Below are 24,951 nucleotides of genomic sequence, written 5' to 3' on the forward strand. Positions count from 1 at the left end.
GGTGTGAGCAGCAGGATCAGGGGTTATCTGCGCCGCCATGCGCGTCCTCATGGTGCTCACGTCGCACGCCACGCTCGGGAACACTGGGAGACGGACGGGCTTCTGGCTCGAGGAGCTCGCCGCGCCGTACTACGTGTTCCGCGACGCGGGCGCGACGATCGATCTCGCGTCGCCGCAAGGGGGCGAGCCTCCGCTCGATCCGAAGAGCGACGCGCCCGACGCACAGACCGAGCACACGCGCCGGTTCCGCAACGATCCGGCCGCGCAGCGCGCGCTCGCGACGACCAAGAAGCTCGCGAGCGTCTCGGGCTCCGACTACGACGCCGTGTTCTATCCGGGCGGACACGGCCCGCTGTGGGATCTCGCGAAAGACCCCGCGTCGATCGAGCTGATCGAGAAGACGTTCGCCGCGGGCCGTCCGCTCGCGGCCGTGTGCCACGCGCCCGGCGCGCTGCGCGATGCGCGCGCGCCCGACGGCACGCCGCTGGTGCGCGGTCGTGAGGTCACGGGGTTCACCAACGAAGAGGAGGCCGCGGTCGGGCTCACCGACGTGGTTCCCTTCCTCCTCGAGGACGCGCTCCAGGACAAGGGCGCGCGCTTCTCGAAGGGCCCGATGTGGAAGCCCTACGTGTGCGTCGATCGTCACTTGATCACCGGGCAGAACCCGGCCTCGTCCGCCGATGCCGCGCGCGCGGTGCTCGCGCTGCTCACGAAGCGACGCCCCGAGGCCACGCGCGCGAGCGCGCCGACCTGAGAGCTTCACGCGCGTGGTGGGCAGTCCCGTCCGCCGCGCGCCAGGGAGGGGAGATCATCGATGGGCGACAAGTCCCCGAAGCAGCAGAACCGGAACGCTCAGCAGAAGAAGAACGAGAAGACGGCGAAGGAGGAGGCGCGCAGGGCGCGCACGCCGCAGCCCACGGGCGACATGCAGGCGAAGCCGAAGAAGTGATCGTGGAGAGGCCGGCCCGCGCAACGCGGGTCGGCTTCTTCTCGCGTCGCCCGCGACGGCGCGAGCCGATCAGCGACGCCGCCCCTCGAGCTCCGCGAGCGTGCGCGGCAGCGGGCCGCTCGGATCCGAGCGACGCGAGCCGCGCCTCGAGCGCGCGCGCGATCGGGTCGGCCGGATCGAGCCGACGGCTCTCCGCGACCGAGGCGCGTGCACCACGCAGATCACCGGCCAGCACCTCGCACACTGCGCGGTTGCACCAGAGCTTCGAGTCAGCCGGCAAGCGCGCCGTCGCGTCACGGTTCACCGCGAGCGCCTCGTCGACGAGGTCGCGCTCCAGTAGCGCGAGGGCGTGCTCGCGCACGATGTCCCCCACGTCGGGGTGCGCGCGCCACGCCGCTCGCCAGAGCTCGATCGCGCGTGCCTCGTCGAGGGCGGCGCTGCCCTTGGCGGCCATCCACTTCGACTGCCAGTGCGCGGGGTGCGCCGCCGCGTAGGCCTCGAGCGTCGCGACCGCCGCCACGATCCGCGATCGCGCGGCGGGCTCGATCGCACGGTGCGCCTCGCCCTGCAGTCGCATGTACGGACGCAGCATGGCCGCTGCGTCGCCGAACACGTGGCGCTCCTCGTCGAGATAGGCGGTGATCTCGTCGACGCGCGCGCGCTGCTCGGGAGCGAGCGCGAGGTTGCGGCAGGCGTCGAGCGCGTCGCGCGCCCGCGCGAACGCGCGCTCCTCGACCGCGATCTCCGCGAGCGCGATCCGCGCGATGGCGGTCATCCTCGCCGCTTCCTCGGGGGGCTCGCCGGACGCGGCCCGGAACGCCGCGACGTACGCCTCGCGCGCGCTCTCTCGCAGCTTCGCCACCCGCGCGGGGTCCTGCTCACGCGCTGCCCGCGCGCGTAGCGCCTGCGCGAGATCGAGGTATCCCGCCACCCAGGTGGGCCAGTCCCACGTGATGCGGGTGAACCACCACTCCGCCTCGCGCGGACGTCCCTCGCGCGCGAGCGCCGCGCCGCGATGGCCGAGCGCGGTGATCTGGTCCGGCGTCATCGGCCGCGGATAACGCAGCACGCCGCACGGCTCGCAGACCCATCCGTCGACCGCGACCGGTGCACGCTCCCACGCGTCGTCGTCCGCGTCGTCGCTCGGCAACGCCGACGTGATCACGCGCTCCTCGAACGCGCGCCCGCATCGGCAAGGGCCGATCTCGACTGGTCCCCACACCGGCGCATCGGGCTTCTGCATGCGCGCCGCGTACGCCGCGTCGGGCACGAGGTACGCGAGGTCCTCACCGATGCGGATGCGCCCACGCGCGCGGTCGAGGAGGGCTCGCCAGATCATCCCGACCGTCTATCACGCGCGCACACTCCGGCACGCGCAGCGTGCCGGGGGTTCACGCCGTGCCCGCGCTTCCGCGCGAGAGTGCCGCAGGCACGCTTCCCGCACATGTCGCACGCATGCTTCGCTTCACGCTCGTCCTCGTCGCGCTCGTCGCGTCCGGATGCACGACCCACGTCGTCCGCCAGTCGACGCTCTTCACGCCCCCGAGCGCGGGCCTCCCGCAGACCTCGCACGGGCGCGCCGACGTCATGCTCGGCGGCTCGGGCACGACCTTCATCGAGACGCACTCGCGCCCAGCGTCGGAGGACGGCGGCGCTTGGCTCACCCGCGGCCAGCTCGACGGTCAGGTCGCGGTGCGCATCAACCGCTTCGTGTCGGTGCGCGCCGCGGGGTTCCTCGGCATCCCCGAGGGCGCGATCGCGTCCGACCCGACGACGCTCGAGCGCCCGGGCCGCGTCGCGTGGGGCGCGGGCCCGATCGCCACGTTCGGATACGCGTCGGAGGACGAGCCCTTCTTCACGCGCGCCGAGCTCGGCGTGCTCGTCGGCTTCTTCCCGTCGGTGCTCCTCGTCACGTCGATCGAGCCGTGTCCGTGCACGACCGCGCGCGAGGAGCACGAGAGCTTCATGCCGATCGTCCACGGCGGTCTCGCCGCGGGCTACTGGGCGACCGACTTCCTCGCCGTCTCCGCGGGGCTCGTGCTGCGCAACCAGCCGTCGACGTCGTTCGACGTCGAATTCGGCGTCGTCGACGAGGGCCACGCGGCGATCCGCTTCGGCGAGCTCGCCGCGATCCCGTGGATGGCCGTCGAGCTCGAGATCGAGCACGCCGTCGGCATCGTCGTGCAGGCGCAGCTGCCGATCCTCGGCGAGATCGCGTTCGGCCCGACGCTCTCGCTCGGCGTGCGTGCGCTCATCGGCGACGGTCCGACGACGACGCCCCGCGCTCGCGAGACGGATCGCGAGCGCCGCGACCAAGTCCCCGTCGAGAGCGACATCTGAAGGAACGTTAGGGAGAACGTAGGAAGCGGAGACGCGCCGAGACCCTCACGTTCCCGTCGCTCGGAGGGACGTGATGGACGAACGCTCGAAGGCTCGGCTCGCGATCGTGGTGCTCGTGATGGCGCTCGCAGGGTGCAACCCGACGCGCGGTGCGATCGTGATCGACGGTGGTCCGACGACGCCGCCCACCGATGCCGCGATGGGCGGGCAGGACGCGAGCGAGCCGCCGCCGTGCACCTTGGTCGAGCTCGATCCCGCGCCCGCCGACGTGCTCTGGGTCGTCGACACCACCGACTCGTGGGAGACCCGTGCGGATCGCTACGCGGGCGCGGTCGACGGGATGATCGACGGCGTCGATGCGTGGGCCGACGCCGAGCACGCGCTCACCGTGTTCCCGCGCTTCGTGCCAGACCCGGAGGCGATCGTCGCGTCCTGCGAGACGTCGGACTACGAGAGCGCCGACGTCGCGTTCGGCGCGAGCGGACAGTCGATGCGCGACGAGCTCGCGCTCCACACGTTCGACGGTGAGAGCCCGCTCGGTCCCGCGCTCGAGGGCGCGATCGCGATCGCGCGTGATCGCGCGGCCGAGTCGCGCTGGCGCTCGACGCACGTCGTCCTCGTGACGGACGCGTCACCGGGCACCGACGAGGCATGCGACGCGACCTGGGAAGAGGTCGCCGACATCGCCGAGGCCGGCTTCGACGATGGCCGCCGCGGCGCCGCGCGCGTCCACGTGATGAGCGTGATCGGCTCCGCGATCGCCCCCGATCACATCGAGCGCATCTTCGACATCGCGAACGGGGGCGGCGGGTACTCCGCGATCGTCAACGGCGGCCGCGAGGACGTCGAGCGCCAGGCGCGCGCGATGGTCCAGGACCTCGAGGATCGCGCGACGGTCTGCACGCGCATGCTGCCCCCCGGCGCCGACGCGCCCGACACGATCACGCTCCGCTATCCCGACGACAGCACGCGCACCGCGACGCGCGTCGCCGACGCGAGCGCGTGCCGCGACGCGGCGTGGGGCTTCTACGTCGACGACCTCGAGGACCCGACGACCATCACGCTCTGCAGCGGGCCCGCCGGCGTCGGCGGCTTCTGCGAGGTCACGTACGTCGAAGCGCGCACGCGCGGCGCGCCGCGCTTCGAGCTCGACGGTGTGTGCGTGCGCTGATCGTCACACGGAAACCCCGTGAGGCGGCCGCGCCCGGCGTGATACAAGGACCGGTCGCGGACCGCCATCATGCCGATCTGGCTCAGCCGTCTCCTCCCGATCGCGATCCTCCTCGCGGTCATCACGATCGTCGTCGCGCGCCTCCCGAAGGTCGACCTCGGGCACAGCAAGGCGTTCACGACGCGCCGCTTCCTCAACTGGTTCCCGCTCGGGCTCACCTACGCGTTCCTCTACATGGCCCGCTACAACCTGGCGGCCGCGAAGAACGACCTCGGTGACCTGATCACGAACGAGGACTTCGGCACGATCAAAGCGGCGGGCACCGTCGTCTACGGCGTCTCGTTCCTGATCAACGGGCCGCTCACCGATCGCATCGGCGGGCGCGCGACGATGCTCCTCGCCGCGCTCGGCGCCGCGCTCGCGAACTTCGCGATGGGCGGCCTGCTCCTCAGCGGCACGCGCGATCACGTCGTCGAGCTCTTCATGCTGCTCTACGCGGCGAACATGTACTTCCAGAGCTTCGGCGCGGTCTCGATCGTCAAGGTCAACGCGGCGTGGTTCCACCTGCGCGAGCGCGGCACGTTCGGCGGCATCTTCGGGATCCTGATCTCGCTCGGCCTCTACTTCGCGTTCGACTGGTGCGCGTTCATCGCGGACGCGGCGCCGACCGAGTGGGTCTTCTTCGTGCCCGCCTCGGTGCTGCTCGTGTTCTTCGTGATCGACTGGTTCCTCGTGCGCGACACGCCGGGCCAGGCGGGCCAGGCCGACTTCGAGACCGGCGACGCGACGTGGGGCGACGACGCGGCGCAGGCGCCGGGCATCCGCGGAACCGTCGCGGGCGTGGTCAAGGTCGGCCGCATGATGCTCTCGCAGCCGGTGATCCTGATCATCGCCGCGATCGAGTTCTGCAGCGGGTTCCTGCGCTCGGCGCTGATGGACTGGTACGCGCTCTTCACGCGTCAGACCCACGTCAGCGGCGACTTCGTCGCCGACAACTGGGGGATGATGCAGTGCATCGCCGGCATCCTCGGCGGTGTCGTCGCGGGCGTGATCAGCGATCGCGTGTTCGGCTCGCGGCGCGGCCCGGTCGCGTCGATCCTCTACGGCGTGATGCTCGGCGGCGCGATCGTGATGACGTTCTCGCTCGAGACGACGCCGCTGCTGAGCGGCGTCGTGGTCGTGATGATGCTCGCGATCATCGGCGTGCACGGCATGCTCTCGGGCGCCGCGAGCATGGACTTCGGCGGCAAGAAGAACGTGGGCGTCGTCGTCGGCATCATCGACGGGCTCGTCTACCTGGGGCAGGGCGTGCAGTACATGACGCTCGGCCACGCGCTGCCGAGCGAGGCGCCGGCGAACGAGGTCCCGTCGAACTGGATCGCGTGGCCGATCTGGATGATCCCGGTGTCGCTGCTCGGTCTCGCGCTCGCGACGCGCGTGTGGAACGCGCGCCCGAAGGGCGCTGCCGCCGGGCACTGACGAGGACGCGCGTGAGGATCGGGCTCGCGGTGCTCTCGGTGGTGCTCGCGAGCTGCGCGAGCGCGCCGCGCGCGGCGGTGGTCGTCGACTCCGAGCCCGCGCCCGAGGCCGAGCCCGAGACGGAGATCGCGACGCCGGCGATCGAGCCCGCGATCACGACGCCTCCGATCACGACGCCTCCGATCACGACGCCTCCGACCACGACGCCGCCGAGCTCCGCGACGCTGGTCGATCACGCGTCGACGCCGTGCTCCGCCGATCCGCACGATGCGCGCTTCGAGACCGAGAGCCAGCATCCCGGCAGCTCGTTCCACATCAGGGTGCGCTCCTCGCATCGCGCCGACGCGCGCACCGGTGAAGTGCGCGCGCGACCCGGCGACGTCGTGCGCTTCGACGTCGCGATCACGAACGCCGCGACCGTCCCGCTCGCGCTCTCCGCGTACGACGTGGAGCGACTCCAGCGCGCGTCCGTGATGGGCCTGAGCGCGAGCTGGACGATGCCGCTCGCGCTCGCGAACGGCGCGCTCCGCGAAGGCGACACGCTCGCGCCGGGCGCGATGTTGCGCCTCTGTCTCGCATTCGACGTCGGGCGCGAGCCCGTCGACGCCGCGCCGCCTTCGGCCGCGTCGCAGCACGTCTACAACGTCGACTTCCCGTCGTTCCACCACCAGGGGCTCGGCGCGAGCGGCGGCTACGTCGGGCTCGTGCGGCGGACGATCGTCGTGCGCTTCCCGCGCGATCGACGACCGTCGCTCCGCGAGCCCGACTCGTGGGGCGGCGTGATCGCGCTCGAGCTCGCGGCAGGCGCGGACGTCGTCGCCATCGCGCGCGCGTCCGGGATGCGCGTCGGCAGCGGCGTCCGACCCTTCACGCCGATCGACGACGACGCGCGCGACCCGCGCACCTACGTCGAGGCACCACCGCACCTCCGCGTGCGCGACGCGGCCGCTGCGCTCGACGCGCGCGACGACGTGCTCCGCGCGACGCCGCTCCTCCGCGGCGATCCCGGCACCGAGGGCTGCAGCGAATTCAGCCCCTGCGCGCGCGGCGAGCTGTGTTGCTACATGTGCGGGATCCCCGGCTGCCCCCACGGCTGCTACGCGGGCCGCTCGTGTCCGCACCTGCCCTGAGCCCCGTTGCGCGATCCCGCCGCGCGGTGAGACGTTCGCCGAACCATGACCCGACGTCTCGCCCTCGCGACGACCTTCGGCTCGCGTTCGTGATCGGCACCGCGGACGAGAGCCGGCGGCGGGACGGGATCCGGCGCGCGTTCGAGCGCGCGCGAGACGCGCACGTCGCCGCCGAGCTCTTCGAGTTCTCGGGGAGCCATCAGCTCCCCGACGAGGCGACGTACCTCCGCGCGATCGCGTTCATGCTCGATGCAGCCCCGCGCTGAGCCGCGCTCACAGCGGCGCGAGCGTCGGCCACGCGAGCTCCACGCCGCGCCTCACGAGCAGCGACTGGAGCTCGTCGAGGCGCGCGGGCGTGTTGCGCACCGCGCGCGGAGACACGCCGCGCTCGAGGCAGAACGCGGCGAGCGTCCCCGCGGCCTCGCCGACGCTCCACTCCACCGGGTGCACGCGGTACGCGCCGTTCGCGATGTGGCTCACGCCGAGGTTCTTCCCGCCGGGCAAGAGGTTCTCGACGCGGATCGGGATCAGCGCGCCGAGCGGGATCTGGAACGGCCAGCAGCCGAGATCGAGATAGCCGCGCCCGCTCGTGCTCGGGTGCAGATCGATGCGGTAGCAGCCGATGCCCACCGAGTCCGCGAAGCGCTCGGGCCCGTCGGGACGCAGCGGGTGCGCGATGTGGTGCTCGACGACCGTCAGCTCCGCGCGGATGCGCCGCGACTCGCGGATGTACGGCGCGGGCGCGAGGCCGTCCGCCGTGCCGCCGACCACGTCGCCGCGCAGGCGCAGGCCCGGATAGCCGACGCCGCCGTCGGGACGCGGCGCCTCGGTCTGCAGCCAGTAGAGCCAGCTCAGGCTCAGCTCGCGCGCGGCCTCGAGGTTGCGCGCGCGCTCGGCCGCGTCGACGCCGCAGATCGGCCCGACCCAGTAGTCGTTCTGCGGCCAGTTCACGACCGTCACGTCGCTCGCCGCGAACCCCGGCTCGAAGCGCGTGTGATCGAGGATGCGCCGGAACGTCCACCACGGCTTGCCGTCGTCGGACTCGAAGAGACCGCGCTCGAGCACCTCGTGCGTCTCCGGCCTCACCGTCGTGAGCGAGAGCTGCGAGCCGGGCCATCCCTCGGGCCGCAGCGCGCGCCACACGTCGTACTGGCGAGGGCGCTCGATCACGTGATGCTCGCCGGCGCGGTGCTCCATCGCGAAGCACACCGTGATCGCCTGCTGGTCGTGCGGATCGGCGTGCTCGGGCGCGTGCGGCTCGCCGGTCTCGGCGCGCGACTCCGCGCCGATCACGTGCTCCACGCCCGCGAGCGCGAGCAGCTCGCCCTCCGGCGTCGCGTCGATGAAGTACGGCGCTTCGATCAGCACCTCGCGCCCCGACTGCAGCCCGCGCACGACCACGCCCACGACGCGATCACCCTCGGTCCACGCGCTGATCGGCTCGTGCATCCGCAGCACGAAGAGCCGACCTCCGAGCGCGTGCGGCGCGAGCATCTGGTTCAGCGCGGCGACCGCGACGCGCGGGTCGTGGCAGAGCCGGCTGACCCAGCCGTTGCCCGGGTTCAGCTGCGCGTCCTCGCGCGCGGCGCGCGTGAGCGGCAGGTGCGATCGGTAGTACGCGCGGATCTCCTCGCGCAGGCGCCGATACGACGCCGTCGCGCCCATCTGCTCGATCCACGGGTGCTCGTCGGGCGGGACCGCCTGGTTCGTCAGCTGCCCGCCGTGCCAGAGCGTCGCCTCGGTCAGCACGACGCGCTTGCCGAGGCTCGCTGCCGCGAGCGCCGCGGCGCACGCGCCGAGCCCGCCGCCGATGATCGCGACGTCGGTGCGGATCACGTCGAGCGTCATCACGCCACCCCGATCTGGTCGAGCGTCGTGCGCGCAGGCGCGTGCTGCAGCAGCCCGAGGAGGTGCTCGTTCGTGCGCATCGCGCGCGCGCGCAGCCCGCGGATGCGCTCTTCGATCGTCCCGCGGATCTCGCCGCGGCGATCCCACGAGCGATCGATCCGCGCGAGGAGCTGGCCGATCCCCGTCTCGCCGAGCGGAGAGGCGTCCATCCCGAGATCGTCGAGCAGGCCGCTCACCTTCGACGCGTAGGGCAGGGCCATGAACGGCGTGCCGCGGAGCGCCGCGAAGATCAGGAAGTGCAGGCGCATGCCGATCGCGAAGTCGAAGCGCCCGAGCAGATCGAGCACCTGCCCCGGCGAGTAGCGGCGGCGCAGGATCTCCGCGCGCTCGGCGTTCTTCATGTGCGCGACCACGCCGTGGCTGTGGGTGACGTCGGTCGTCTCCATCGCGACGAACACGACGTCCGCGTCGTATCGCTCCACCACGAAGTCCGCCGCGTTCGCCAGGAGCGCGTAGTACTCGTCGGGATCGATGTCGGGCGCTGCCGGGCCGGGCTCGCGCACCGAGAAGCCGACGAGGTGGCGATCGAAGTCGACGCCTTCGGCCAGGAGCGCGTCACGCGGCAGCGGCTCCGGCTCGAGCAGCAGCGCAGGATCGGCGGTCAGGTGGATCGGCCTCGTCACGCCGACGTCCTCGAGCAGGCGCAGCGCGAGCCGATCGCGCACCGTGATCGCCTGCACGCGGTCGAGCGCGGCCCTCACGGCGTGCATCGACGACGCGGTGACGAGCGGCCCCGCGCTGATCGCGTAGAGCATCACCGGCACGCCGAGCTCGTGCGCGACGAACACCTCGCGCAGGTACGCCTCGGCGTCGCGGTCGTAGAGGATCCCGCCGCCTCCGAGCACGAGCACGTCGAGCCGGCGGATCTCGGGGACGATCTCCGCCCGCGTCAGCTGCCGCACCGGCACCGCGCGGTCCACCGCGTGGCGCGCGAGCGTGTCCGCGACGTTCCGGGTGAACACCGTGATCTCCGCGGAAGCGCTCGCGCGCAGCTGCGAGACGATGCCGGCGAGGATCGCCTCGTCGCCCAGGTTCATACCTCCGTAGGATCCGGAGATCCCGATCCGCACGTTCGCGTCGTTCTTGTCCATGGCAGGGCGAGCACCACTCCGACATGGGTCTCGCGCCGCGCGCCGACCAACAGATGATCTGCGCGCCAGCCATAGCATCGCTCTATGGCTCGGCGCGCCGCGCGAAGAGCTTCGAGCGCGCGCTCTCCGTGAGCGCGCGGACCGCCGGGTGACGGATGCGTCGCTCGACCGTGAGCGCGTAGTAGCGCTGCCGCAGGCCCTCGAGCGTGCCGACGCGCTCGACGTCGTACTGCGCGCAGACCTCGTGCGCGATCACGAGCGGAGCGGCGAACACGCCGAGCCCGGTGCGTCCGAACGCGCCGAGGAGCGCGCTGTCCTGGAGCTCGGCGCGGATCACCGGCCGCACCTCGTGCTCGTCGAACCACGTCGCGAGCACGCCGCGCGTGATCGTGTTCTCGATCGGCACGAGCAAGGGCATGCCGTCGAGCGACCCAGGGAAGTCTCGGCGGAGCCGCTTCGCGAGCGCAGCCGCGCCGAAGATCGCGATCTCGGACTCGCCGAGCAGGTGGCTGTGCGCACGCACCGGCGCGTCGGCGGGCACCGGCGCCTCCGCGATGACCACGTCGATCGAGTGCGTCGCGAGATCCGCGAGCAGTCGATCCTGGCGGTCCTCGTAGCAGATCAAGCGCACCGGACCGGGCAGCTCCGTCGCCGGCTGCAGCAGCACCTGGACGATCAGCTTCGGCACCTCGTCGGCGACGCCGACCACGAGGCGCGGTCCACGCGTCGCCGCCTTCCCGGCGAGCGAGTCCTGCAGCTCGCGGCCGAGCGTGAAGATCTCGTCGGCGTAGCGATAGACGTGGGCGCCCGTCTCGGTGAGCACCAGCCGCCCGCGCTCGCGATGGAAGAGCTCCACGCCGAGCGCCTCCTCGAGCGCGCGCAGCTGGCTGCTCACCGTCGGCTGCGCGAGGCGCAGCTTGCGGCTCGCGGCGGAGATCCCGCCCTCTCGGACGATCGTCCAGAAGTAGAGGAGGTGGTGGTAGTTCAGCCAGGGCTGCACCGACGGCACATGAGCGCACCGCCAGTCGGTTCACGCGGCGCGCTCAGTGCGCGCCCCACGCCTGCAGCATCGCCATCTGGATCGCGCCGTCGAAGTGGAAGCGCGTCGTGCCGTCCGCCTGCGGATCGGCGCCGAGCGTCGCGGGCACGTCGTTGTTCGCGACCTCGCCGGTCGTGGTCACCACCGTCACCGCGGTGTCGTCGTTGTCGATCCACATGCGCACGCCGCCGTCGCCGTCGTACGCGCACGTGACGAAGTGCGCGCGCGTCGTCGTGATCGCGCTCGCGGGCGCGCTCGCGTACTGGTACGCGCCGCCGACGTACGCGCCGAAGCGCAGCACGGTGCCCGGCTCGCCCGCCGCGTCGAACAGCTCGAGCGCCCACGCGCCGGTGTCGCTCTTCGCGATCACGCTCGTCGTCGTCCCATCGGCGATCGTCGTCCTGGCGAAGCGCACCACCGTCGCGAGCAGCACGCCCTCGCCCGCGCGCGCATCGGCGTCGTAGAGCGGCGCCGCGCGCGTCGCGCTCGACTCGAACACGAGGTGCCCGAACGCGAGCGGATCGCTCGACGCCCCGATCCGCAGCAGCGGCGCGCCGTCCCGGCCGACCGCGAGCGCGTGCTCCGTCGTGTCGGCGCGGTACCACGGGATCGTCGTGGTGCTCGCATCGCTCGCGCGCGACGCGTCGACGAAGAAGAGCGCGTTGTCGTCCTCGACGACCGCGCGCGCCGACGCGACCGGATAGTCCACCGTGATCGCGTCGACACGCTCGCGCGCGTTCGCCACGAACACCTCGCCGAACGCGACCGGCACGGTGAAGACGTTCACGCCGAGCCCGAGCGCGCGCGCCCGCACCACGTGCGTCATCAGCTCGCGCGTCGTGTGCTCGAGCTCGACCATGTCGTACCCGCTGCTCGCCGCCGCGCTCACGAGCTCGGCCGTCGCCGCGTTGCGCTCGAACAACACGCTCAGCCGCACGTAGGGCCGCAGCAGCGCGTACTCGTCGGAGTCGAGCAGCGCGCGCGCCGTGTCGAGGTGCGCGCGCACCGAGTGGAACGCGCGCACCACCACGTGCCGCCCGGCGCGCGCGAAGTCCGCGCGCTGGGCCGCGATCACGTCGAGCAACCTGCGCACGAAGGGCTCGCTCGCGGTGCGCTCCTTGATCTCGAGGAAGAGCACTTGGTCGCCCTCGCGCAGCGCCGCGTCGTCGAGCACGTCGGCGAGCGACGCGCGCGCGGTCGCGCCGGTGTCGTCGTGATCGATCAGGACGAGCTCTCCACCGTCGACGAGATCGAGCTCGACGAGATCCGCGCCCGCGTCCTGCGCCGCGTGCATGCGCGCGAGCGTGGCCGTGAGGTTCTCCTCCGCGGTCGCGAGCCCGTCCTCGTACGCGTTGTGCGCCGAGATCGCGGCGACGTGGCCGTACGGCGTCGTCGCCATCGCGCGATCCTGGCGCCACCACCCGCCGCCCTCGCGCACCGCGACGTCGGTCTCGAACCTGCCCGACGGGCCGTACGCGCCCATCGCGTCGCGCGCCTGCACCTCGAACGTGTGCCGGCCGTCGACGAGATCGGTGATCGCCGTGTAGGTCGTCGTCGCGACCGGCACGTCGCCCCAGAGGCCGCCGTCGATGCGCAGCCGGAACGCGGTCGCGCCCTCGGGCACCGACCACGTCCAGCTCGGACGGCGATGATCGGCGCGCGGCTCGCCTTCGACGATCGGCGCGTCGATCGAGCTCGACGCGGGCGCGTCCTCCTCGCCGGCCCCGGAGTCGGTGCGCTCTCCGCCGCCGCTCGCGCAGGCGACCGAGAGCACCAGCACGAGCGCGAGCGGAGAGCGATGCGTGTGCACACCGAACGGTTGCCGCGCGCGGCCGCGCCGTCAACGGCCCTTGCGCGAGCGAGCACGACGGTGGAGGTTCCGCGCGCCATGACCCGTCGCTTCGTGCTCGCGCTCTGCGCGCTCCTCGTGATCCCCACGTTCGCGCTCGCGCAGGACACCTCGATCCCCGAGCACAACCGCGCCGAGCTGACCGAGCCTCCGCCGCGCCCGGGGCCGGGCGACGTCGACGAGCGGGCGCGCCGCTTGGTGCAGGCGATCGCGCAGGACCAGCCCTCGCTCGCGCACGACTTCTTCCTCTCGCGCGAAGCGTTCCGCGCGATCAAGGGCATCGCCGATCCCGACGGGCTCTACGACCGCATCTTCCGGATGTACGAGGACGACATCCACGAGCTGCACGCGCAGCTCGGCGCCGACGCGTCACGCGCGGAGTTCGTGCGCTTCGAATTCTCGCGCCGTCGCGCGTGGGTCCGACTGCGCGAGGAGTCCAATCGCCTCCCGTACTGGGCGCAGCGCCACAACTGGCTCGTCTATCGCGTGGGCGACGAAGAGCGCCGCATCGAGGTGCGCACGATGATCGCGTGGGACGACCGCTGGTACATCACGCACCTCAGCGAGTTCCGCTGATCACGAGCTTTCCCCGACGAGCCGCGCCTGGATCGCGCGACGTGCCCGGGACGATCGCGAGCACGCCTCGTGGGCTCCCGCGTCGACCCTGGAGCCCGCCCAGACGTGTCCGAGACACGCGTCCCGATCTGGAAATCGGCGCGCCTGTCTCGCTCACGCCGGCGCCGATTCCAGAATCGACGTGTGGGGTCGCTGAGACCCAACGATCGATTCTGAAATCGATGTCCGGGGTCGCTGAGACCCAACGATCGATTCTGAAATCGATATCCGGGGTCGCTGAGACCCAACGATCGATTCTGAAATCGACCTCGGGGGTCGCCGACACCCAGCGATCGATTCGAGAATCGATCGACCTCACTCGCCGCGCGACGTCGACCACGGATCCGCGAGCGCGGGGTCCGTGAGGAACGACTCGTCGGTCAGGCTCTCGAGGAACGCGATCAGATCACGGCGCTCGTCGGGCGTGAGCTCGAACCCGACGACGAGCCCGCTCTTGAGCGGGCTCGCGCTCCCCACGCCCGCGTACGGACCCTCCGCGATGGTGCGCCCGCCCGCGGCGTAGTGATCGATCACCTCGTCGAGCGTCGCGATGCTCCCGTCGTGCATGTACGGCGCGGTCACCGCGATGTTGCGCAGCGTCGGCGCGCGGAAGCGGCCCATGTCGTCGGCGCGCCCGCTGATCTCGTGCACGCCGGTGCCGCCCTCGGGGTACGCGCCGGTCCCGCCGACGTTGTAGAGCCCCGTGTTGTGGAAGCGGACCTCGCGCGAGCCGCTGCCTTCCCACATCACCGCGTCGGCGAAGTTGAAGCCCTGGTGGCAGTGGAAGCACTCGAGGCGCTCCGAGCTGAACAGCGCCAGCCCGCGCCGCGCGCTCTCGGAGAGCGCGTCGGGCTCGCCGCCGTAGAGGAAGCGATCGTACGCCGAGCGACCCGAGACGAGCGTGCGCTGGAAGGCCGCGAGCGCGCGCGTGACGTTCGCGACGGTGAACGGGTCCGACTCGTCGGGGAACGCGAGCGGGAAGAGCTCCCGATAGCGCGCCTCCGCGCGCAGCCGCTCGAGCAGCTCGCGCTCCATCCCCGCGAGCCCGAGCTCGACGGGCTCGCGCCCGAAGAGCGGCACGAGCGCCTGCGCCTCGAGCTCCAGCAAGAGCGGGTTCGCCCACGTCAGCGTCGTCGCGTACGCGACGTTCGCGAGCGTCATCGAGCTGCGCGGCGTGCGCTCTCCGGTCGAGCCGATCGAGAACGCGCGCCCGTCGGTGAAGGCGCGCGCCTGCTCGTGGCACGACGCGCACGACTGCGTCCGGTTCCCGCTCAGGCGCGTGTCGTAGAAGAGGTGCCGCCCGAGCTCGACCTTCGAGGCCGACATCGGATTGTCCTCGGGCACCCGCGGGACCGGCAGCCCGCGCGGCAAGCGCCAGACCCAGCCCTGCGGGCCCGCGTCGATCGCGGCCGCGTCGATCTCGGGACCGCCATCGAGCGGCTCGACGGGGATCTCGCCGTGATCGTGGTCGTGATGCCCGTGCGACGCGTCGACCGTCCCGCGCGACGGCTGACACGCGCCGAGCGCGCAGCACATCACGATCGCCCACCTCGATGCGCTCGTGCGTCGCATCGGCTCACTCCACGCGGAAGACGGTCTGCGTGCTCGGCGTCTCGCTGCCCGTCGACCAGTTCAGCCCGAGCGCGTCGAACGGGAACGCGCACGCGTCGGTGAACGAGTGGCAGCCGGCGCCGGTCGCGACGTCGACGTCCGCCTTCACCTCCGCGAGATCGACGATGATCGCGTCGCTCTCGGGATCGAATCCGTCGAGGTCGATGCTCGGACGGTTGGGCCGCGCGCAGCCCGTCACCGGCATGCCCATCGCGGGATCGCCGCTGCACATCGTCGAGCCGACGTGCGTGAAGTGCGTGTTCGGTGCGTCCCCGGCCGTGCGCGTCACGCCCGAGAAGAAGAGGTGCCCGCCGCGCCAGCTCCAGAAGAGGCTCGTGCGGTTCAGCGGCGAAGGGAGCGACGTGAGGTCGGCGTGGTTCAGCGCGAACGGCACGCCGATGCGGAAGCGGAGGCCGACGTAGTCGCCCGCGGGCACGGTGCCGCGGATCGTGTCGCGCGTCTCGGCGTCGCCGCTGTCACACGTGCCGGTCGCGTCCTCGAAGTCGATCAGCGCGACGCCCATGTGCTGGAAGTCGTCCTCGGACATCGCGAGCGCGACCTCCTCGCCGCGCGCGTCGACGAGCCGCACGTCGTGCACGTAGAAGCGGAAGTCGACGGGGCTCGCGAGCACCGCGGGCGAGCCCATCGTGTACGTCGACTCGCAGTCGAACGCCTCGCTGCCCACGCGCGGGACGAAGCGCACGACGACGTCCCGAGGCCCCGCATCGCTCGGCACGTACGCGTCGGTCGGAGCGCCCGCATCGCCCGAGCCGGCGTCGGTCTGCGGCGCGCAGAGCGCGAGGCACGACGCGAGGCGCGCCTCGCACGCGGTGACGACGCCCGCGTGCCCGAGCTCGTCGCACTCGGCGATCGCCGGGTCACCGGGCGCGACGTCGTGACAGGCCTCGGAGACGAAGTCGCACGCGTTGCGATCCGCGGGCGCGTCGTCGCCGCACGCTGCGGTGGTGATCGTGACGAGGAGCGCGGAGAGGAGCCGTGGACGAAGGAAGCGGTCGTGCATGCGCGCTTGGTACGACGCGCTCCGAGCCGAGGTAATGCGGCATCTCGTCGCACGGCACGACCGTCACGCGCTCGCGCGCCACCAGCCGGACGAGACCCCAGCGTGGATCCGACGCGCGCGCTAGCCGATGCGGAAGTCGCTCACGAACTCGACGTCGGGCGCGGGATCCGGCGCGTACGGCACCTTCTGCGTCTCGAGCAGCACCACCGTGCAGTCGGGGTACATCGCCTTCGCGAGGTTGCAGTTCGCCGGCTCGTTGTCGAAGAACGCGACCAGGTCGCCCAGCCGGTCGAGCGTGGGCAGCGCGCCGCGCTTGAACGCCTCGTCGGGCAGGTTCGCGTCGGGCTTGAGCACCAGCTCGGTCCCCGCGATGCCGATCGGAAAGCCCGAGTCGCGCAGGCTCGCCACCGTCCCGAGGAACATCCCGGGGATGTCGCGCCCGGTGAGGTAGACGATGATGCCCCCCGCCTCGTGGCAGGCGCGCACGTACTCGGCCGCCCCGTCGAGGGGCGTGTCGTGCTGCAGGTAGTCGTCGGTGAAGAAGCGGTCGTGCCAGTACCGCGTGACGTCGGCGACGACGCTCGCCGCGGTGATGCCGCAGCCGCGCAGGGTGTCGCTCAACAGATACTCGATGCGCTCGCTCGACAGGGTCGCGAGCGCGTCGGCGACCTCGGGCTCCGACTCGACGACCTCTTCTCGATACTCCATCAGGATCTCGAGCGTTCGCGGGCGGTTGTCGTAGAGGGTCGCGTCGAGATCGAACACCACGACGGGCGTGCGCGCGCCCTCGATCTCACTCCACCCGGCGACGCGCTCGAGCGCGGCGCGGAGGACGTTCGTCTGATGGGGAAGGGGGGGCGGTCGCACGGGCGCGAGATTAGCTTGCGCGTGACGACGCGGGCAACGACGCGTTGCGTTCCGGGGACGCGGCCCCATATGCGTTGCGGCTCGGCCCTGGGCCTCGCATACTCGGCTCCACTCAGCGTTATTGGGCCAGGCCGACAGGCCTCCGAAGCCGTGATTCCCGTGGCTTTCCACCACGCACACGGCGCCTTCTCCAGGGGGGAGGAGGAGGAGGGGGTCGGTCGACCCGAGACGTTCTCCGCAGCGTTCCTCGAGAGCTGCACCGTTCCTCGAGAGCTGCATCCTTTTTCCGGCGAACCCAGCCGTTCTCTCCGGAAGAGACCCGAACGATGGCCGACACGCGCGAGATCGATCTCCAGCTCGAAGCACCCGAAGACGTCGTGACCGCTCCGTCGGTCGCGGACAGGTTGGTCGCGGACGAGGCCGTCACGGCCGAGGTGGTCGCCAAAATGCCGCGCGAGAGCGGCGTCCTGGTGGTCGAGGACGACCCCGACACCCAATGGCGCCTCGCGAGGATGCTGACGGTGCACGGCGCGCGCGTCGTGGGCACCAGCTCCGGCGAGGCCGCGCTCGCGGTGATCGCGCAGTGGCCTGCGGACCTCGTGCTGATCGATCAGGGGCTGCCCGGCATCAGCGGGCTCGAGGTCGCGCGACGCATCCGCCAGGAGCACCCCGGCATCCCGGTCGTGCTGATGAGCAGCGAGGAGAGCCACGACCTGCGGCTCGCCGCGAAGGTCGCGGGCGCGGCGCTGATGTTGATCAAGCCGTTCCGCGTCGAGGTCCTGTTCGAGCTGCTGCAGCGGCTGACGAGCGCGGGCGCGGAGCTGGTGGAAGAGCTGGTCGACGGCGGCGACGGCGAGCTCGCCCCCGCCGAGTGATACACACGATGCGATGACGCGAGCCCCGCCGCCGAGAGGCGCGGGGCTCACTGCGTTTTCGCGCTCGCGGACTCGCTGAACGACCGGGGCGCTGCGAGCTTCGCTCGCGACGCTCTGTTACAGTCGGCGCGACGTGGGAGCCTCCTCGCTTCGCCCCGCGCGTGCAGTGTCGTTGCGCCGCGCCCTGACGGTCCTCTTCACTGCGCTCGCGCTCGTCTGCGCGGCCACGGTGCTGTCCGACGCGCCGATCGCGATCGGTCAGCTGCGCGGTGCGGGCGCGGCGATCATGGAGGTCTCGGAGGTGCGCCCGGGCATGCGCGGGTACGGGCTCACCGTGTTCCGCGGCACGCAGCCGGAGCGCTTCGAGGTCGAGGTCATCGACGTCCTGCACGACTTCCGGCCCGATCAGGACCTCATCCTCGTCCGCACGATCCATCCGATCCTCGAAGAGGCGCCGACCGTCGGCGGGATGAGCGGCAGCCCGATCTACCTCGAGGATCGGCTCGTCGGTGCGTACGCGTACGGATGGCCCTACGGGCGCCAGCCCGTCGCCGGCGTCACGCCGATCCGCAGCATGCTCGCCGAGATCGATCGGCCGGTGCGCCCCGACTCGTTCCCCGGCGCGGTGCCGATGCCGGCGACGAGCGGCGCGCGTCCGGCGCGCCGTCCCGAGCTCCGCGGCGCACGACCCTATCTCGGCACCGAGCCGCGCGGCGCGCTCGCGGCGCTCGAAGAGCAGTCGCGCCGTCTCGCGATCCCGCGCACCGCCGGCACCAGCGGGGCGTCGATGATCCCCGCGTCGACGCCGCTGCTCGTCGGCGGGCTCGAGCCCTCGGTGGTCGCGATGCTCAGCGAGCACCTCGCGCCGTTCGGGCTCGACGTGCTGCAGGCGGGCGGCGGCGGGGCGAGGGCGGCGACCACGAGCGGTCCGCCGGCGCGCTTCGTCGACGGCGGCGGGCTCGCGGTCACGCTCGCGCGCGGCGACATCGCGTCGAACGTCGTCGGCACCGTCACCCACGTGCAGGGGGATCGCCTCGTCGCGTTCGGGCACCCGATGCTCGAGGCGGGCGAGACCGGACTGCCCACGGCGGTCGCGCGCGTGCTGCACATCCTCGCGAGCTTCCAGCGCTCGTTCAAGATCGCCGAGCCCGTCGCGCCGGTCGGCGCGCTCGTGCAGGATCGACAGGCGACGATCGTCGTCGATCAGCAGCTGCAGCCCGCGATGATCCCGGTGCGCCTGCGCTTGACCGGCGTGCCCGACGCACAGCGCAGCGAGTGGAATTTCGAGGTCGCGTCGCACCGCGCGCTCACGCCGCTGCTCGTCTTCACGAGCATCACGAACGCGGTGAAGTCGGTCGCGGCCGATCACGCCGACGTGATGTTCGATGCGACGAGCCGCGTGTGGATCGACGGGCGCGGCGCGCCGGTCGAGGTGCACGACACCGGCTTCGCGGCGACCGGTCCCGCGTCGTCGAGCGCGCTGCAGCAGCTGCGAGGCTTCGATCTCGTCGAGCTCGCGTTCGTGAACCCGTTCGTCGTCACGCGCCCGACGCGCATCGAGATCGAGCTCGCGATGCGCTTCGCGCACGAGACTGCGGAGATCGTCGACGCGTCGGTCGCGAGCACCGAGGTCGATCCCGGCGAGCGCGTGAACGTGCGCGTGGTGCTGCGGCGCTACGGCATGCCCGAGGAAGTGCGCATGGTGCCGGTCGACGTGCCGGAGAGCGCGGCCGGGCAGAGCATCTCGGTCATGGTGCAGCCGGGCTCCGAGGTGGAGCTCGAGCGGCCCGAGCCGCGCACGCTCGATCACGCGATCGACGCGGTGCGCGAGCGCTACCCGCGCACGTCGCTCGTCGTCTCGACGCGGCTGCCGGGCTCGCGCGGATTGCGCATGGCGGGCCACGTGGTGCGCTCGCTGCCGGGCTCGGCGCTCGATGCGCTGCAGCAGGCGGGCGACTCGGATCGCGCGCGTGCGTTCGTCACGCATCGGCGCGCCGAGGTCCCGATGGATGTCGTGCTGAGCGGTGGAGCACGGGTGGAGCTGAGCGTGCGTCGCGTCGCGCGCGCGGCGGACTGAAGAACGAACGACACGAATGAAGACCCGAGCCCGCGTCCTCCTCCTCACCGCTCTCTCTCTCGTGTCGTCGAGCATCGTGGTCGGGCTCGGCGCCTCGAGCGCGGGCGCGGTGGCGACACGCTCGTTCGATCTCGACGACGCGACGTCGCTCGCGGCCGGTGAGCTGCAACGCACCGCGGTGTACTCCGACGGGCGTGTGACGCCCGGGCTCGAGCTGCGCCGGCTCGGTCTGCCCGACGACGTCGCGCTCGTGTGGTCCTCGGCGCGCGCCGCCGACGGCACCGTGTATCTCGGCACCGGCAACGACGGGCGGGTGTTCCGGATGCGCGGCGACGCGGTCGAGCAGTTCGCGCAGACGGGTCAGCTGCTCGTGAGCGCGCTCGCGATCGGTGACGGCGGCGTCGTCTATGCGGGCACGCTCCCCGAGGGGCGCATCTACGCGATCGACGCGAGCGGCGCGGTGCGCGAGCTCGCGCGGCCCGACGCGACCGAGCACGTGTGGAGCCTCGTGTGGGACGCGCGCCGTCGCGTGCTCTTCGCGGCGACGGGGCCCGAGGGACGCATCTACGCGATCGCGCCCGATGGGTCCGTGCAGACGTGGTGGGACTCGAGCGCGACGCACGTGATGAGCCTCGCGCTCGCCGACGATGGCGCGCTCTACGCGGGGACGAGCGACGATGCGATCGTCGTGCGCAGCACCGCGCCCGGTCGCGTCGAGGTCGTGCACGACTTCCCGGGCAACGAGATCACGTCGCTCTCGTGGCGCGCGGGGCGTCTCGCGGTCGCGGCGAACGAGTTCCCCGAAGCGCCCGCGGTGTCGTCGGGCGGTGCGACGAAGCACAGCGCGACGAGCGCGCGCGCATCGCGCCCGCGCCCCGGCAAGGCGCGCGTGTGGACGGTCGGCACCGATGGTCGCGCCGAGCGCGTCTGGGGCCAGGAAGAGGGCCACGTCACGCAGCTGCAGATCGCGGACGACGGCACCGTCTTCGCGGCGATCGGACACGACGGGCGCGTCGTGCGCATCGCGCCCGATCGCACGAGCGCGGTGTGGGTCGACGTCGACGAGCGACAGGTGCTCTCGCTCGATCTGCTCGGGGCGCAGCCGTATCTCACGACCGGCGACGGCGCGGCCGTGTACCGCGTGCTCGCCGAGCGGCCGCAGCAGGCGATCTGGCAGAGCAAGGTGCTCGACGCGGACTTCCCCGCGCGCTGGGGCCAGCTCACGTGGCGCGGCCGTGGACCGATCGAATTCCAGACGCGCAGCGGCAACACCGAGCGCCCCGACGCGTCGTGGAGCGAGTGGAGCTCGAGCCTCTCCGCGCCGGGCCCGATCCGCAGCCCGGCCGCGCGATTCCTGCAGATCCGCGCGATCTTCGGCAACGATCCGAGCGCGACGCTGCGTGCGGTGACCGCGTATTACCTCCCGCAGAACCAGCGCCCGGTCGTGACCGACGTCGGCACGAAGGCGCGCACGAAGCGCGGCGCGTCGAGCACGACCGAGGGCACGTCGAGCGCGCCGACCGTCCCCGCGGTGCGCGACCTCGACGCGCTCCCGTCGCCGTCGCCGAACGTCGGGCTCACGTGGCGCGTCGACAACCCGGACTCCGATCGCATCCGCTATCGACTGCGCTATCGCGAGGAGAGCCAGCGCACGTGGCGCGACATCCTCCGCGAGCACGAGACGCTGAGCGCGACCGAGTACACGTGGAACACGAGCGCGGTGCCCGACGGCTGGTACGTGATCCAGGTCGAGGCGAGCGACGAGCTCGGCAACCCGGCGTCGCTCGCGCTGCGCTCGACGTTCGAGTCGGAGCCGATCCTCGTCGACAACCACGCGCCCGTGATCGAGCCGCTCGGCGCGAACGGCGCGCGCGTGACCGGTCGCGCGGTGGACACCGTGGGTCCCATCGCGCGCCTCGAGCACGCGGTCGACGGCGGTGAGTGGCTCGTCTTCTTCCCGGTCGACGATCTGCTCGACACCCGCGACGAGCGCTTCGAGCTCGACCTCTCGTCGCTCGCGCCCGGCTCGCACATCGTCGCGGTGCGCGCGACCGACGCAGGCGGCAACGTCGGCTCCGCGGAGATCGAGATCACCGTGCCGGGCGCGGCGGCCACCACGACGACGCCGCGTCGTCGCACGCGGTGAGCGCGCCGACCGAGCCCGGCGCGCGCCAGCGCCCCATCGACGCGCTCCGAGGCTGGGCGCTGGTCGGCATCGCGCTGGTGAACGTGCCGTGGATCGGGTTCCGCGAGTCGCTGCTCTCGCTGCTGCGCGATCCCGATGCGCTCGCGCCGATCGATCGCGTCGCGGCGTTCGCCGTCGAGGGGCTCTGCGAGGGGCGCTTCTATCCGATCTTCAGCGCGCTGTTCGGCTTCGGCACCGGGCTCCTGCTCGATCGCGGCGCGGCGATCTACGCGCGCCGGATCGTCGCGCTGCTGATCTTCGGTGTGCTGCACGCGACGTTCGGGTGGTGGGGCGACGTGCTGCTCAACTACGCGTTCGCCGGGATCGTGCTCGCGCTGATGGCGCGGCTCGGACCGCGCGCGCTCTTCGCGCTGGCGTTCGTCTACTTCGCGCTCGCGCAGGGCCTCTCGATCCAGTTCGACACGTGGATGTTCGAGGCCGACGACGCCGCGTCGCTCGCCGAGCAGGCCGCGTACGTCGAGCGCGAGATGCGCGTCTATCACGACGGCACGTTCGTCTCGATCTCGCAGCATCGATGGAACGAGATGCTGTCGTACTTCGCGACCTACAACCTCAGCTACCGCGCGAACGTGCTCGCGATGGCGACCCTGGGGCTCGCCATCGAGCGCAGCGGGATCCACACGCGGCTCCACGAGCACCGCGCGCGCATCGGCGTGCTCGCGCTCGTCGCGATCGCGCTCGGGATCGGGCTCGGCGTCGCGGTGATGCTCGTCTCGCCGGTGCTCTATCTCGCGTCGGGCGACGTGATGGCGATCGGCTACGCGCTCGGGTTCCTGTGGCTCGCGCTGCGCGATCCGAGCGCGCGCTGGCTCGCGCCGTTCGCCGCGGTCGGGCGCACGTCGCTCACCTGCTATCTGGTGCAGACCCTCTGCTTCACGCTGTTCTTCTACGGCTACGGGCTCGCGATGTACGGCGCGCTCGGGCCCGCCGCGGGCGTGCTCCTCGCGCTCGCGGTCTACGCCTTCGAGGCGAGCATCGCGATGCTGTGGCTCCGGCGGTTCCAGCACGGCCCGTTCGAGTGGCTGTGGCGCGCGCTCACGTACCTCCGCGCGCCCGCGATGCGACACGTTTGACGCACTGCGGCCACGAAGAAACGACGAAACCCGCCGCGGGAGTGCGTGCTACGCTCGCGCGCTGGGCTCATGGCCGAGCGCGATCGCCCCACGCGTCCGATCGATGAAGCGAGAGCGCTTCACCCGCGCACCGGCACGTCGACCGGCGTGATGGACGCGGGTGCGGTCGAGAACGCCGGCGCGAAGCCCGGCTCGGAGTCGCGCGCGGTGCGCCGGCCGTCGCGGATGGACGTCCAGCAGGCCGCGCCACTGCGCCCGGGCATCGTCGTCGCGGGTCGCTATCGCATCGAGCGGCTGATCGGCGTCGGCGGAATGGGCGCCGTGTACGAAGCGACGCAGGTCGCGATCCAGCGGCGCGTCGCGCTCAAGGTCGTGCGCGCCGACTTCGCGGGCGATGCCGCGATGGCCGCGAGGTTCCAGCGCGAGGCGCGCGCCGCGAGCGCGGTGCACCACCCGAACGTCGTGATGGTGCACGACTTCGGGCAGGACGAGGACGCCACGCTCTTCATGGTGATGGAGCTGCTCTCGGGTGAGAGCCTGCTCCAGCGCATGCGCCGCGACGGATCGCTCCCACCGCGCGAAGCGGTGCGCATCGCGATCGAGGTGCTCGGCGCGCTCGAGGCCGCGCACGAAGCGGGCGTCGTGCACCGCGACCTCAAGCCCGACAACGTGCTCCTCACCGAAGCGTTCTTCCCCGGCGCGGGCAAGCTCAAGGTGCTCGACTTCGGCATCGCGCGGATCGTCGATCGCAGCGGCCAGACCGGCGGCGCCCAGCAGCGGCAGAGCGACGCGGGCCTCACCGAGGTCGGGCAGATGCTCGGCACGCCGCGCTACATGAGCCCCGAGGCCGTCGCGCGTCTTCCGGTGGGCCCGGCCGCGGATCTCTATGCGCTCGGCGCGATCCTCTTCGAGATGATCGCGGGCCGTCCGGTGTTCGCCGAGCGCGAGCCGGTGATCCTGATGGGCCATCACCTGCGCACGCCCGCGCCGCGCCTGCGCGACTCCGCGCCCTCCGGGCTCTACGTTCCGCGCGCGCTCGACGATCTCGTCGACGCGCTGCTCGCGAAGCTCCCGACCGAGCGCCCGAACAGCGCAGCGGTCGTGCGCAAGACGCTGCTCGATCTGATCGCCGATCCCCTCGCGTTCGATCCTCCGCCCGAAGAGGTGCACGCGAAGATCTTCACGCCGCCGCCCGACCAGGTCGTGAAGCCCGAGCACTTCGTGCGCGGCCGCAGCCCGCTGTGGCGCGCGCTGCGCTTGGTGCCCGTGGTGCTGCTCGTCGCGGGGATCGGCACGATGCTCTACTTCCACCGCCTCCGGCTCGAGCAGCGACGCGCCGAGGAGCAGAGCCGCATCGGCGTCATCGCGCACACGCCGACGCCCGCGGAAGAGCCGGTCGAGCGACGCGTGGAGCACGTGCGCATCACGCTCACGGGCGCCCCGGAGAGCGCGCGCTTCACGTGGGACGGCGCGCCGATCGAAGGGCCCGTGTTCGACGTGCCGTTCGACGGGCTCTCGCATCGTCTCGAGGTGAGCGCGCGCGGATATCGCGCGCGCCAGGTCGACGTGATCGCCGACGGTCCGCACCAGCTCGACGTCTCGCTCGAGCGCGCGCGACGCGGCGCGCCCCGCGCCGAGCGCTGACGATTC

At 72.1% G+C, this 24,951-nt stretch carries 20 protein-coding genes; 12 read left to right on the forward strand and 8 right to left on the reverse strand.

Annotation, left to right across the window (positions count from 1 at the left end):
* Window positions 1–37 precede the first annotated feature (37 nt).
* Window positions 38–754 (forward strand): type 1 glutamine amidotransferase domain-containing protein, encoded by a 717-nt coding sequence (locus DB32_RS09620; protein WP_053232122.1) that lies wholly within the window; start codon window positions 38–40, stop codon window positions 752–754.
* On the opposite strand, the gene DB32_RS09625 is transcribed toward DB32_RS09620, so the two are convergent.
* Complete coding sequence (locus DB32_RS09625) at window positions 708–2,288, reverse strand: tetratricopeptide repeat protein (protein ID WP_053232123.1); 1,581 nt, start codon at window positions 2,286–2,288, stop codon at window positions 708–710. The genes DB32_RS09620 and DB32_RS09625 overlap by 47 nt on opposite strands.
* A 116-nt stretch (window positions 2,289–2,404) precedes the next feature.
* Between DB32_RS09625 and DB32_RS09630 the strand changes: the two genes are divergently transcribed.
* From DB32_RS09630 to DB32_RS46550, 5 genes are all read left to right on the forward strand, one after another.
* Window positions 2,405–3,289, forward strand: a complete 885-nt coding sequence (locus DB32_RS09630; RefSeq protein ID WP_053232124.1) for a hypothetical protein — start codon at window positions 2,405–2,407, stop codon at window positions 3,287–3,289.
* 73 nt (window positions 3,290–3,362) lie between these two features.
* Window positions 3,363–4,460, forward strand: a complete 1,098-nt coding sequence (locus DB32_RS09635; protein WP_053232125.1) for a hypothetical protein — start codon at window positions 3,363–3,365, stop codon at window positions 4,458–4,460.
* A 69-nt stretch (window positions 4,461–4,529) separates the two neighbouring features.
* Window positions 4,530–5,939, forward strand: coding sequence for an MFS transporter (locus DB32_RS09640; protein WP_053232126.1), 1,410 nt, complete (start codon window positions 4,530–4,532; stop codon window positions 5,937–5,939).
* Window positions 5,940–5,950: 11 nt separating this feature from the next.
* The gene (locus tag DB32_RS09645) at window positions 5,951–7,069 is read left to right on the forward strand and encodes a hypothetical protein (protein WP_157068896.1); all 1,119 of its coding nucleotides are present in this window, start codon (window positions 5,951–5,953) and stop codon (window positions 7,067–7,069) included.
* A gap of 89 nt (window positions 7,070–7,158) precedes the next feature.
* Entirely contained in the window at window positions 7,159–7,335 is a 177-nt protein-coding gene (locus DB32_RS46550) for a hypothetical protein (RefSeq protein ID WP_157068897.1), read from the forward strand.
* A 7-nt stretch (window positions 7,336–7,342) separates the two neighbouring features.
* Here DB32_RS46550 and DB32_RS09650 read toward each other — a convergent pair whose 3' ends face one another.
* From DB32_RS09650 to DB32_RS09665, 4 genes are read right to left on the reverse strand one after another with little or no spacing between them, the layout of a single operon-like run.
* On the reverse strand, window positions 7,343–8,917 hold the full coding sequence (locus DB32_RS09650) for an FAD-dependent oxidoreductase (protein ID WP_053232128.1): 1,575 nt from the start codon (window positions 8,915–8,917) through the stop codon (window positions 7,343–7,345).
* Window positions 8,917–10,146, reverse strand: coding sequence for a polysaccharide pyruvyl transferase family protein (locus tag DB32_RS09655; protein WP_240481185.1), 1,230 nt, complete (start codon window positions 10,144–10,146; stop codon window positions 8,917–8,919). The genes DB32_RS09650 and DB32_RS09655 overlap by 1 nt, the downstream gene beginning before the upstream one ends.
* Window positions 10,147–10,150: 4 nt before the next feature.
* Complete coding sequence (locus DB32_RS09660; RefSeq protein WP_053238751.1) at window positions 10,151–11,068, reverse strand: LysR family transcriptional regulator; 918 nt, start codon at window positions 11,066–11,068, stop codon at window positions 10,151–10,153.
* A gap of 43 nt (window positions 11,069–11,111) precedes the next feature.
* Window positions 11,112–12,917, reverse strand: coding sequence for a glycerophosphodiester phosphodiesterase (locus tag DB32_RS09665; RefSeq protein WP_053232130.1), 1,806 nt, complete (start codon window positions 12,915–12,917; stop codon window positions 11,112–11,114).
* 78 nt (window positions 12,918–12,995) lie between these two features.
* Here DB32_RS09665 and DB32_RS09670 point away from each other — a divergent pair, with 78 nt between their 5' ends.
* A complete protein-coding gene (locus tag DB32_RS09670) occupies window positions 12,996–13,532 on the forward strand; it encodes a hypothetical protein (RefSeq protein ID WP_053232131.1) in 537 nt (178 codons plus the stop codon).
* Window positions 13,533–13,886: 354 nt separating this feature from the next.
* Here DB32_RS09670 and DB32_RS09675 read toward each other — a convergent pair whose 3' ends face one another.
* The 3 genes from DB32_RS09675 to DB32_RS09685 all read right to left on the reverse strand — a co-directional run bounded on the left by DB32_RS09675 (window position 13,887) and on the right by DB32_RS09685 (window position 17,070).
* On the reverse strand, window positions 13,887–15,143 hold the full coding sequence (locus DB32_RS09675) for a methanobactin export MATE transporter MbnM (RefSeq protein WP_053232132.1): 1,257 nt from the start codon (window positions 15,141–15,143) through the stop codon (window positions 13,887–13,889).
* A 4-nt stretch (window positions 15,144–15,147) separates the two neighbouring features.
* Window positions 15,148–16,203 (reverse strand): MbnP family copper-binding protein, encoded by a 1,056-nt coding sequence (locus DB32_RS09680; RefSeq protein ID WP_053232133.1) that lies wholly within the window; start codon window positions 16,201–16,203, stop codon window positions 15,148–15,150.
* A 120-nt stretch (window positions 16,204–16,323) separates the two neighbouring features.
* On the reverse strand, window positions 16,324–17,070 hold the full coding sequence (locus DB32_RS09685) for an HAD family hydrolase (RefSeq protein ID WP_053232134.1): 747 nt from the start codon (window positions 17,068–17,070) through the stop codon (window positions 16,324–16,326).
* Between the two features lie 326 nt (window positions 17,071–17,396).
* On the opposite strand from DB32_RS09685, the gene DB32_RS09690 reads away from it, so the two are divergent.
* The 5 genes from DB32_RS09690 (at window position 17,397) to DB32_RS09710 (ending at window position 24,945) form a co-directional block, all read left to right on the forward strand.
* Window positions 17,397–17,945, forward strand: a complete 549-nt coding sequence (locus DB32_RS09690; RefSeq protein ID WP_053232135.1) for a response regulator — start codon at window positions 17,397–17,399, stop codon at window positions 17,943–17,945.
* A 172-nt stretch (window positions 17,946–18,117) separates the two neighbouring features.
* Window positions 18,118–20,022, forward strand: a complete 1,905-nt coding sequence (locus tag DB32_RS09695) for a SpoIVB peptidase S55 domain-containing protein (RefSeq protein ID WP_157068898.1) — start codon at window positions 18,118–18,120, stop codon at window positions 20,020–20,022.
* Between the two features lie 16 nt (window positions 20,023–20,038).
* Window positions 20,039–22,168, forward strand: a complete 2,130-nt coding sequence (locus DB32_RS09700) for a hypothetical protein (RefSeq protein WP_053232137.1) — start codon at window positions 20,039–20,041, stop codon at window positions 22,166–22,168.
* Complete coding sequence (locus tag DB32_RS09705; RefSeq protein ID WP_053232138.1) at window positions 22,165–23,301, forward strand: DUF418 domain-containing protein; 1,137 nt, start codon at window positions 22,165–22,167, stop codon at window positions 23,299–23,301. The genes DB32_RS09700 and DB32_RS09705 overlap by 4 nt, the downstream gene beginning before the upstream one ends.
* A gap of 150 nt (window positions 23,302–23,451) precedes the next feature.
* Window positions 23,452–24,945, forward strand: a complete 1,494-nt coding sequence (locus DB32_RS09710) for a serine/threonine-protein kinase (protein WP_169791391.1) — start codon at window positions 23,452–23,454, stop codon at window positions 24,943–24,945.
* Window positions 24,946–24,951 lie beyond the last annotated feature (6 nt).

Origin of the sequence: Sandaracinus amylolyticus (genome assembly GCF_000737325.1) — a bacterium.
Classification (GTDB): domain Bacteria; phylum Myxococcota_A; class Polyangia; order Polyangiales; family Sandaracinaceae; genus Sandaracinus; species Sandaracinus amylolyticus.

What these genes read in the sequence shown, in the direction of transcription:
- DB32_RS09620 (WP_053232122.1), top strand. Translation starts at nt 38, where the DNA reads ATGCGCGTCCTCATGGTGCTCACGTCGCACGCCACGCTCGGGAACACT.
- DB32_RS09625 (WP_053232123.1), bottom strand. Translation starts at nt 2,288, where the DNA reads ATGATCTGGCGAGCCCTCCTCGACCGCGCGCGTGGGCGCATCCGCATC.
- DB32_RS09630 (WP_053232124.1), top strand. Translation starts at nt 2,405, where the DNA reads ATGCTTCGCTTCACGCTCGTCCTCGTCGCGCTCGTCGCGTCCGGATGC.
- DB32_RS09635 (WP_053232125.1), top strand. Translation starts at nt 3,363, where the DNA reads ATGGACGAACGCTCGAAGGCTCGGCTCGCGATCGTGGTGCTCGTGATG.
- DB32_RS09640 (WP_053232126.1), top strand. Translation starts at nt 4,530, where the DNA reads ATGCCGATCTGGCTCAGCCGTCTCCTCCCGATCGCGATCCTCCTCGCG.
- DB32_RS09650 (WP_053232128.1), bottom strand. Translation starts at nt 8,917, where the DNA reads ATGACGCTCGACGTGATCCGCACCGACGTCGCGATCATCGGCGGCGGG.
- DB32_RS09655 (WP_240481185.1), bottom strand. Translation starts at nt 10,146, where the DNA reads ATGCTATGGCTGGCGCGCAGATCATCTGTTGGTCGGCGCGCGGCGCGA.
- DB32_RS09670 (WP_053232131.1), top strand. Translation starts at nt 12,996, where the DNA reads ATGACCCGTCGCTTCGTGCTCGCGCTCTGCGCGCTCCTCGTGATCCCC.
- DB32_RS09675 (WP_053232132.1), bottom strand. Translation starts at nt 15,143, where the DNA reads ATGCGACGCACGAGCGCATCGAGGTGGGCGATCGTGATGTGCTGCGCG.
- DB32_RS09680 (WP_053232133.1), bottom strand. Translation starts at nt 16,203, where the DNA reads ATGCACGACCGCTTCCTTCGTCCACGGCTCCTCTCCGCGCTCCTCGTC.
- DB32_RS09690 (WP_053232135.1), top strand. Translation starts at nt 17,397, where the DNA reads ATGGCCGACACGCGCGAGATCGATCTCCAGCTCGAAGCACCCGAAGAC.
- DB32_RS09700 (WP_053232137.1), top strand. Translation starts at nt 20,039, where the DNA reads ATGAAGACCCGAGCCCGCGTCCTCCTCCTCACCGCTCTCTCTCTCGTG.
- DB32_RS09710 (WP_169791391.1), top strand. Translation starts at nt 23,452, where the DNA reads ATGGACGCGGGTGCGGTCGAGAACGCCGGCGCGAAGCCCGGCTCGGAG.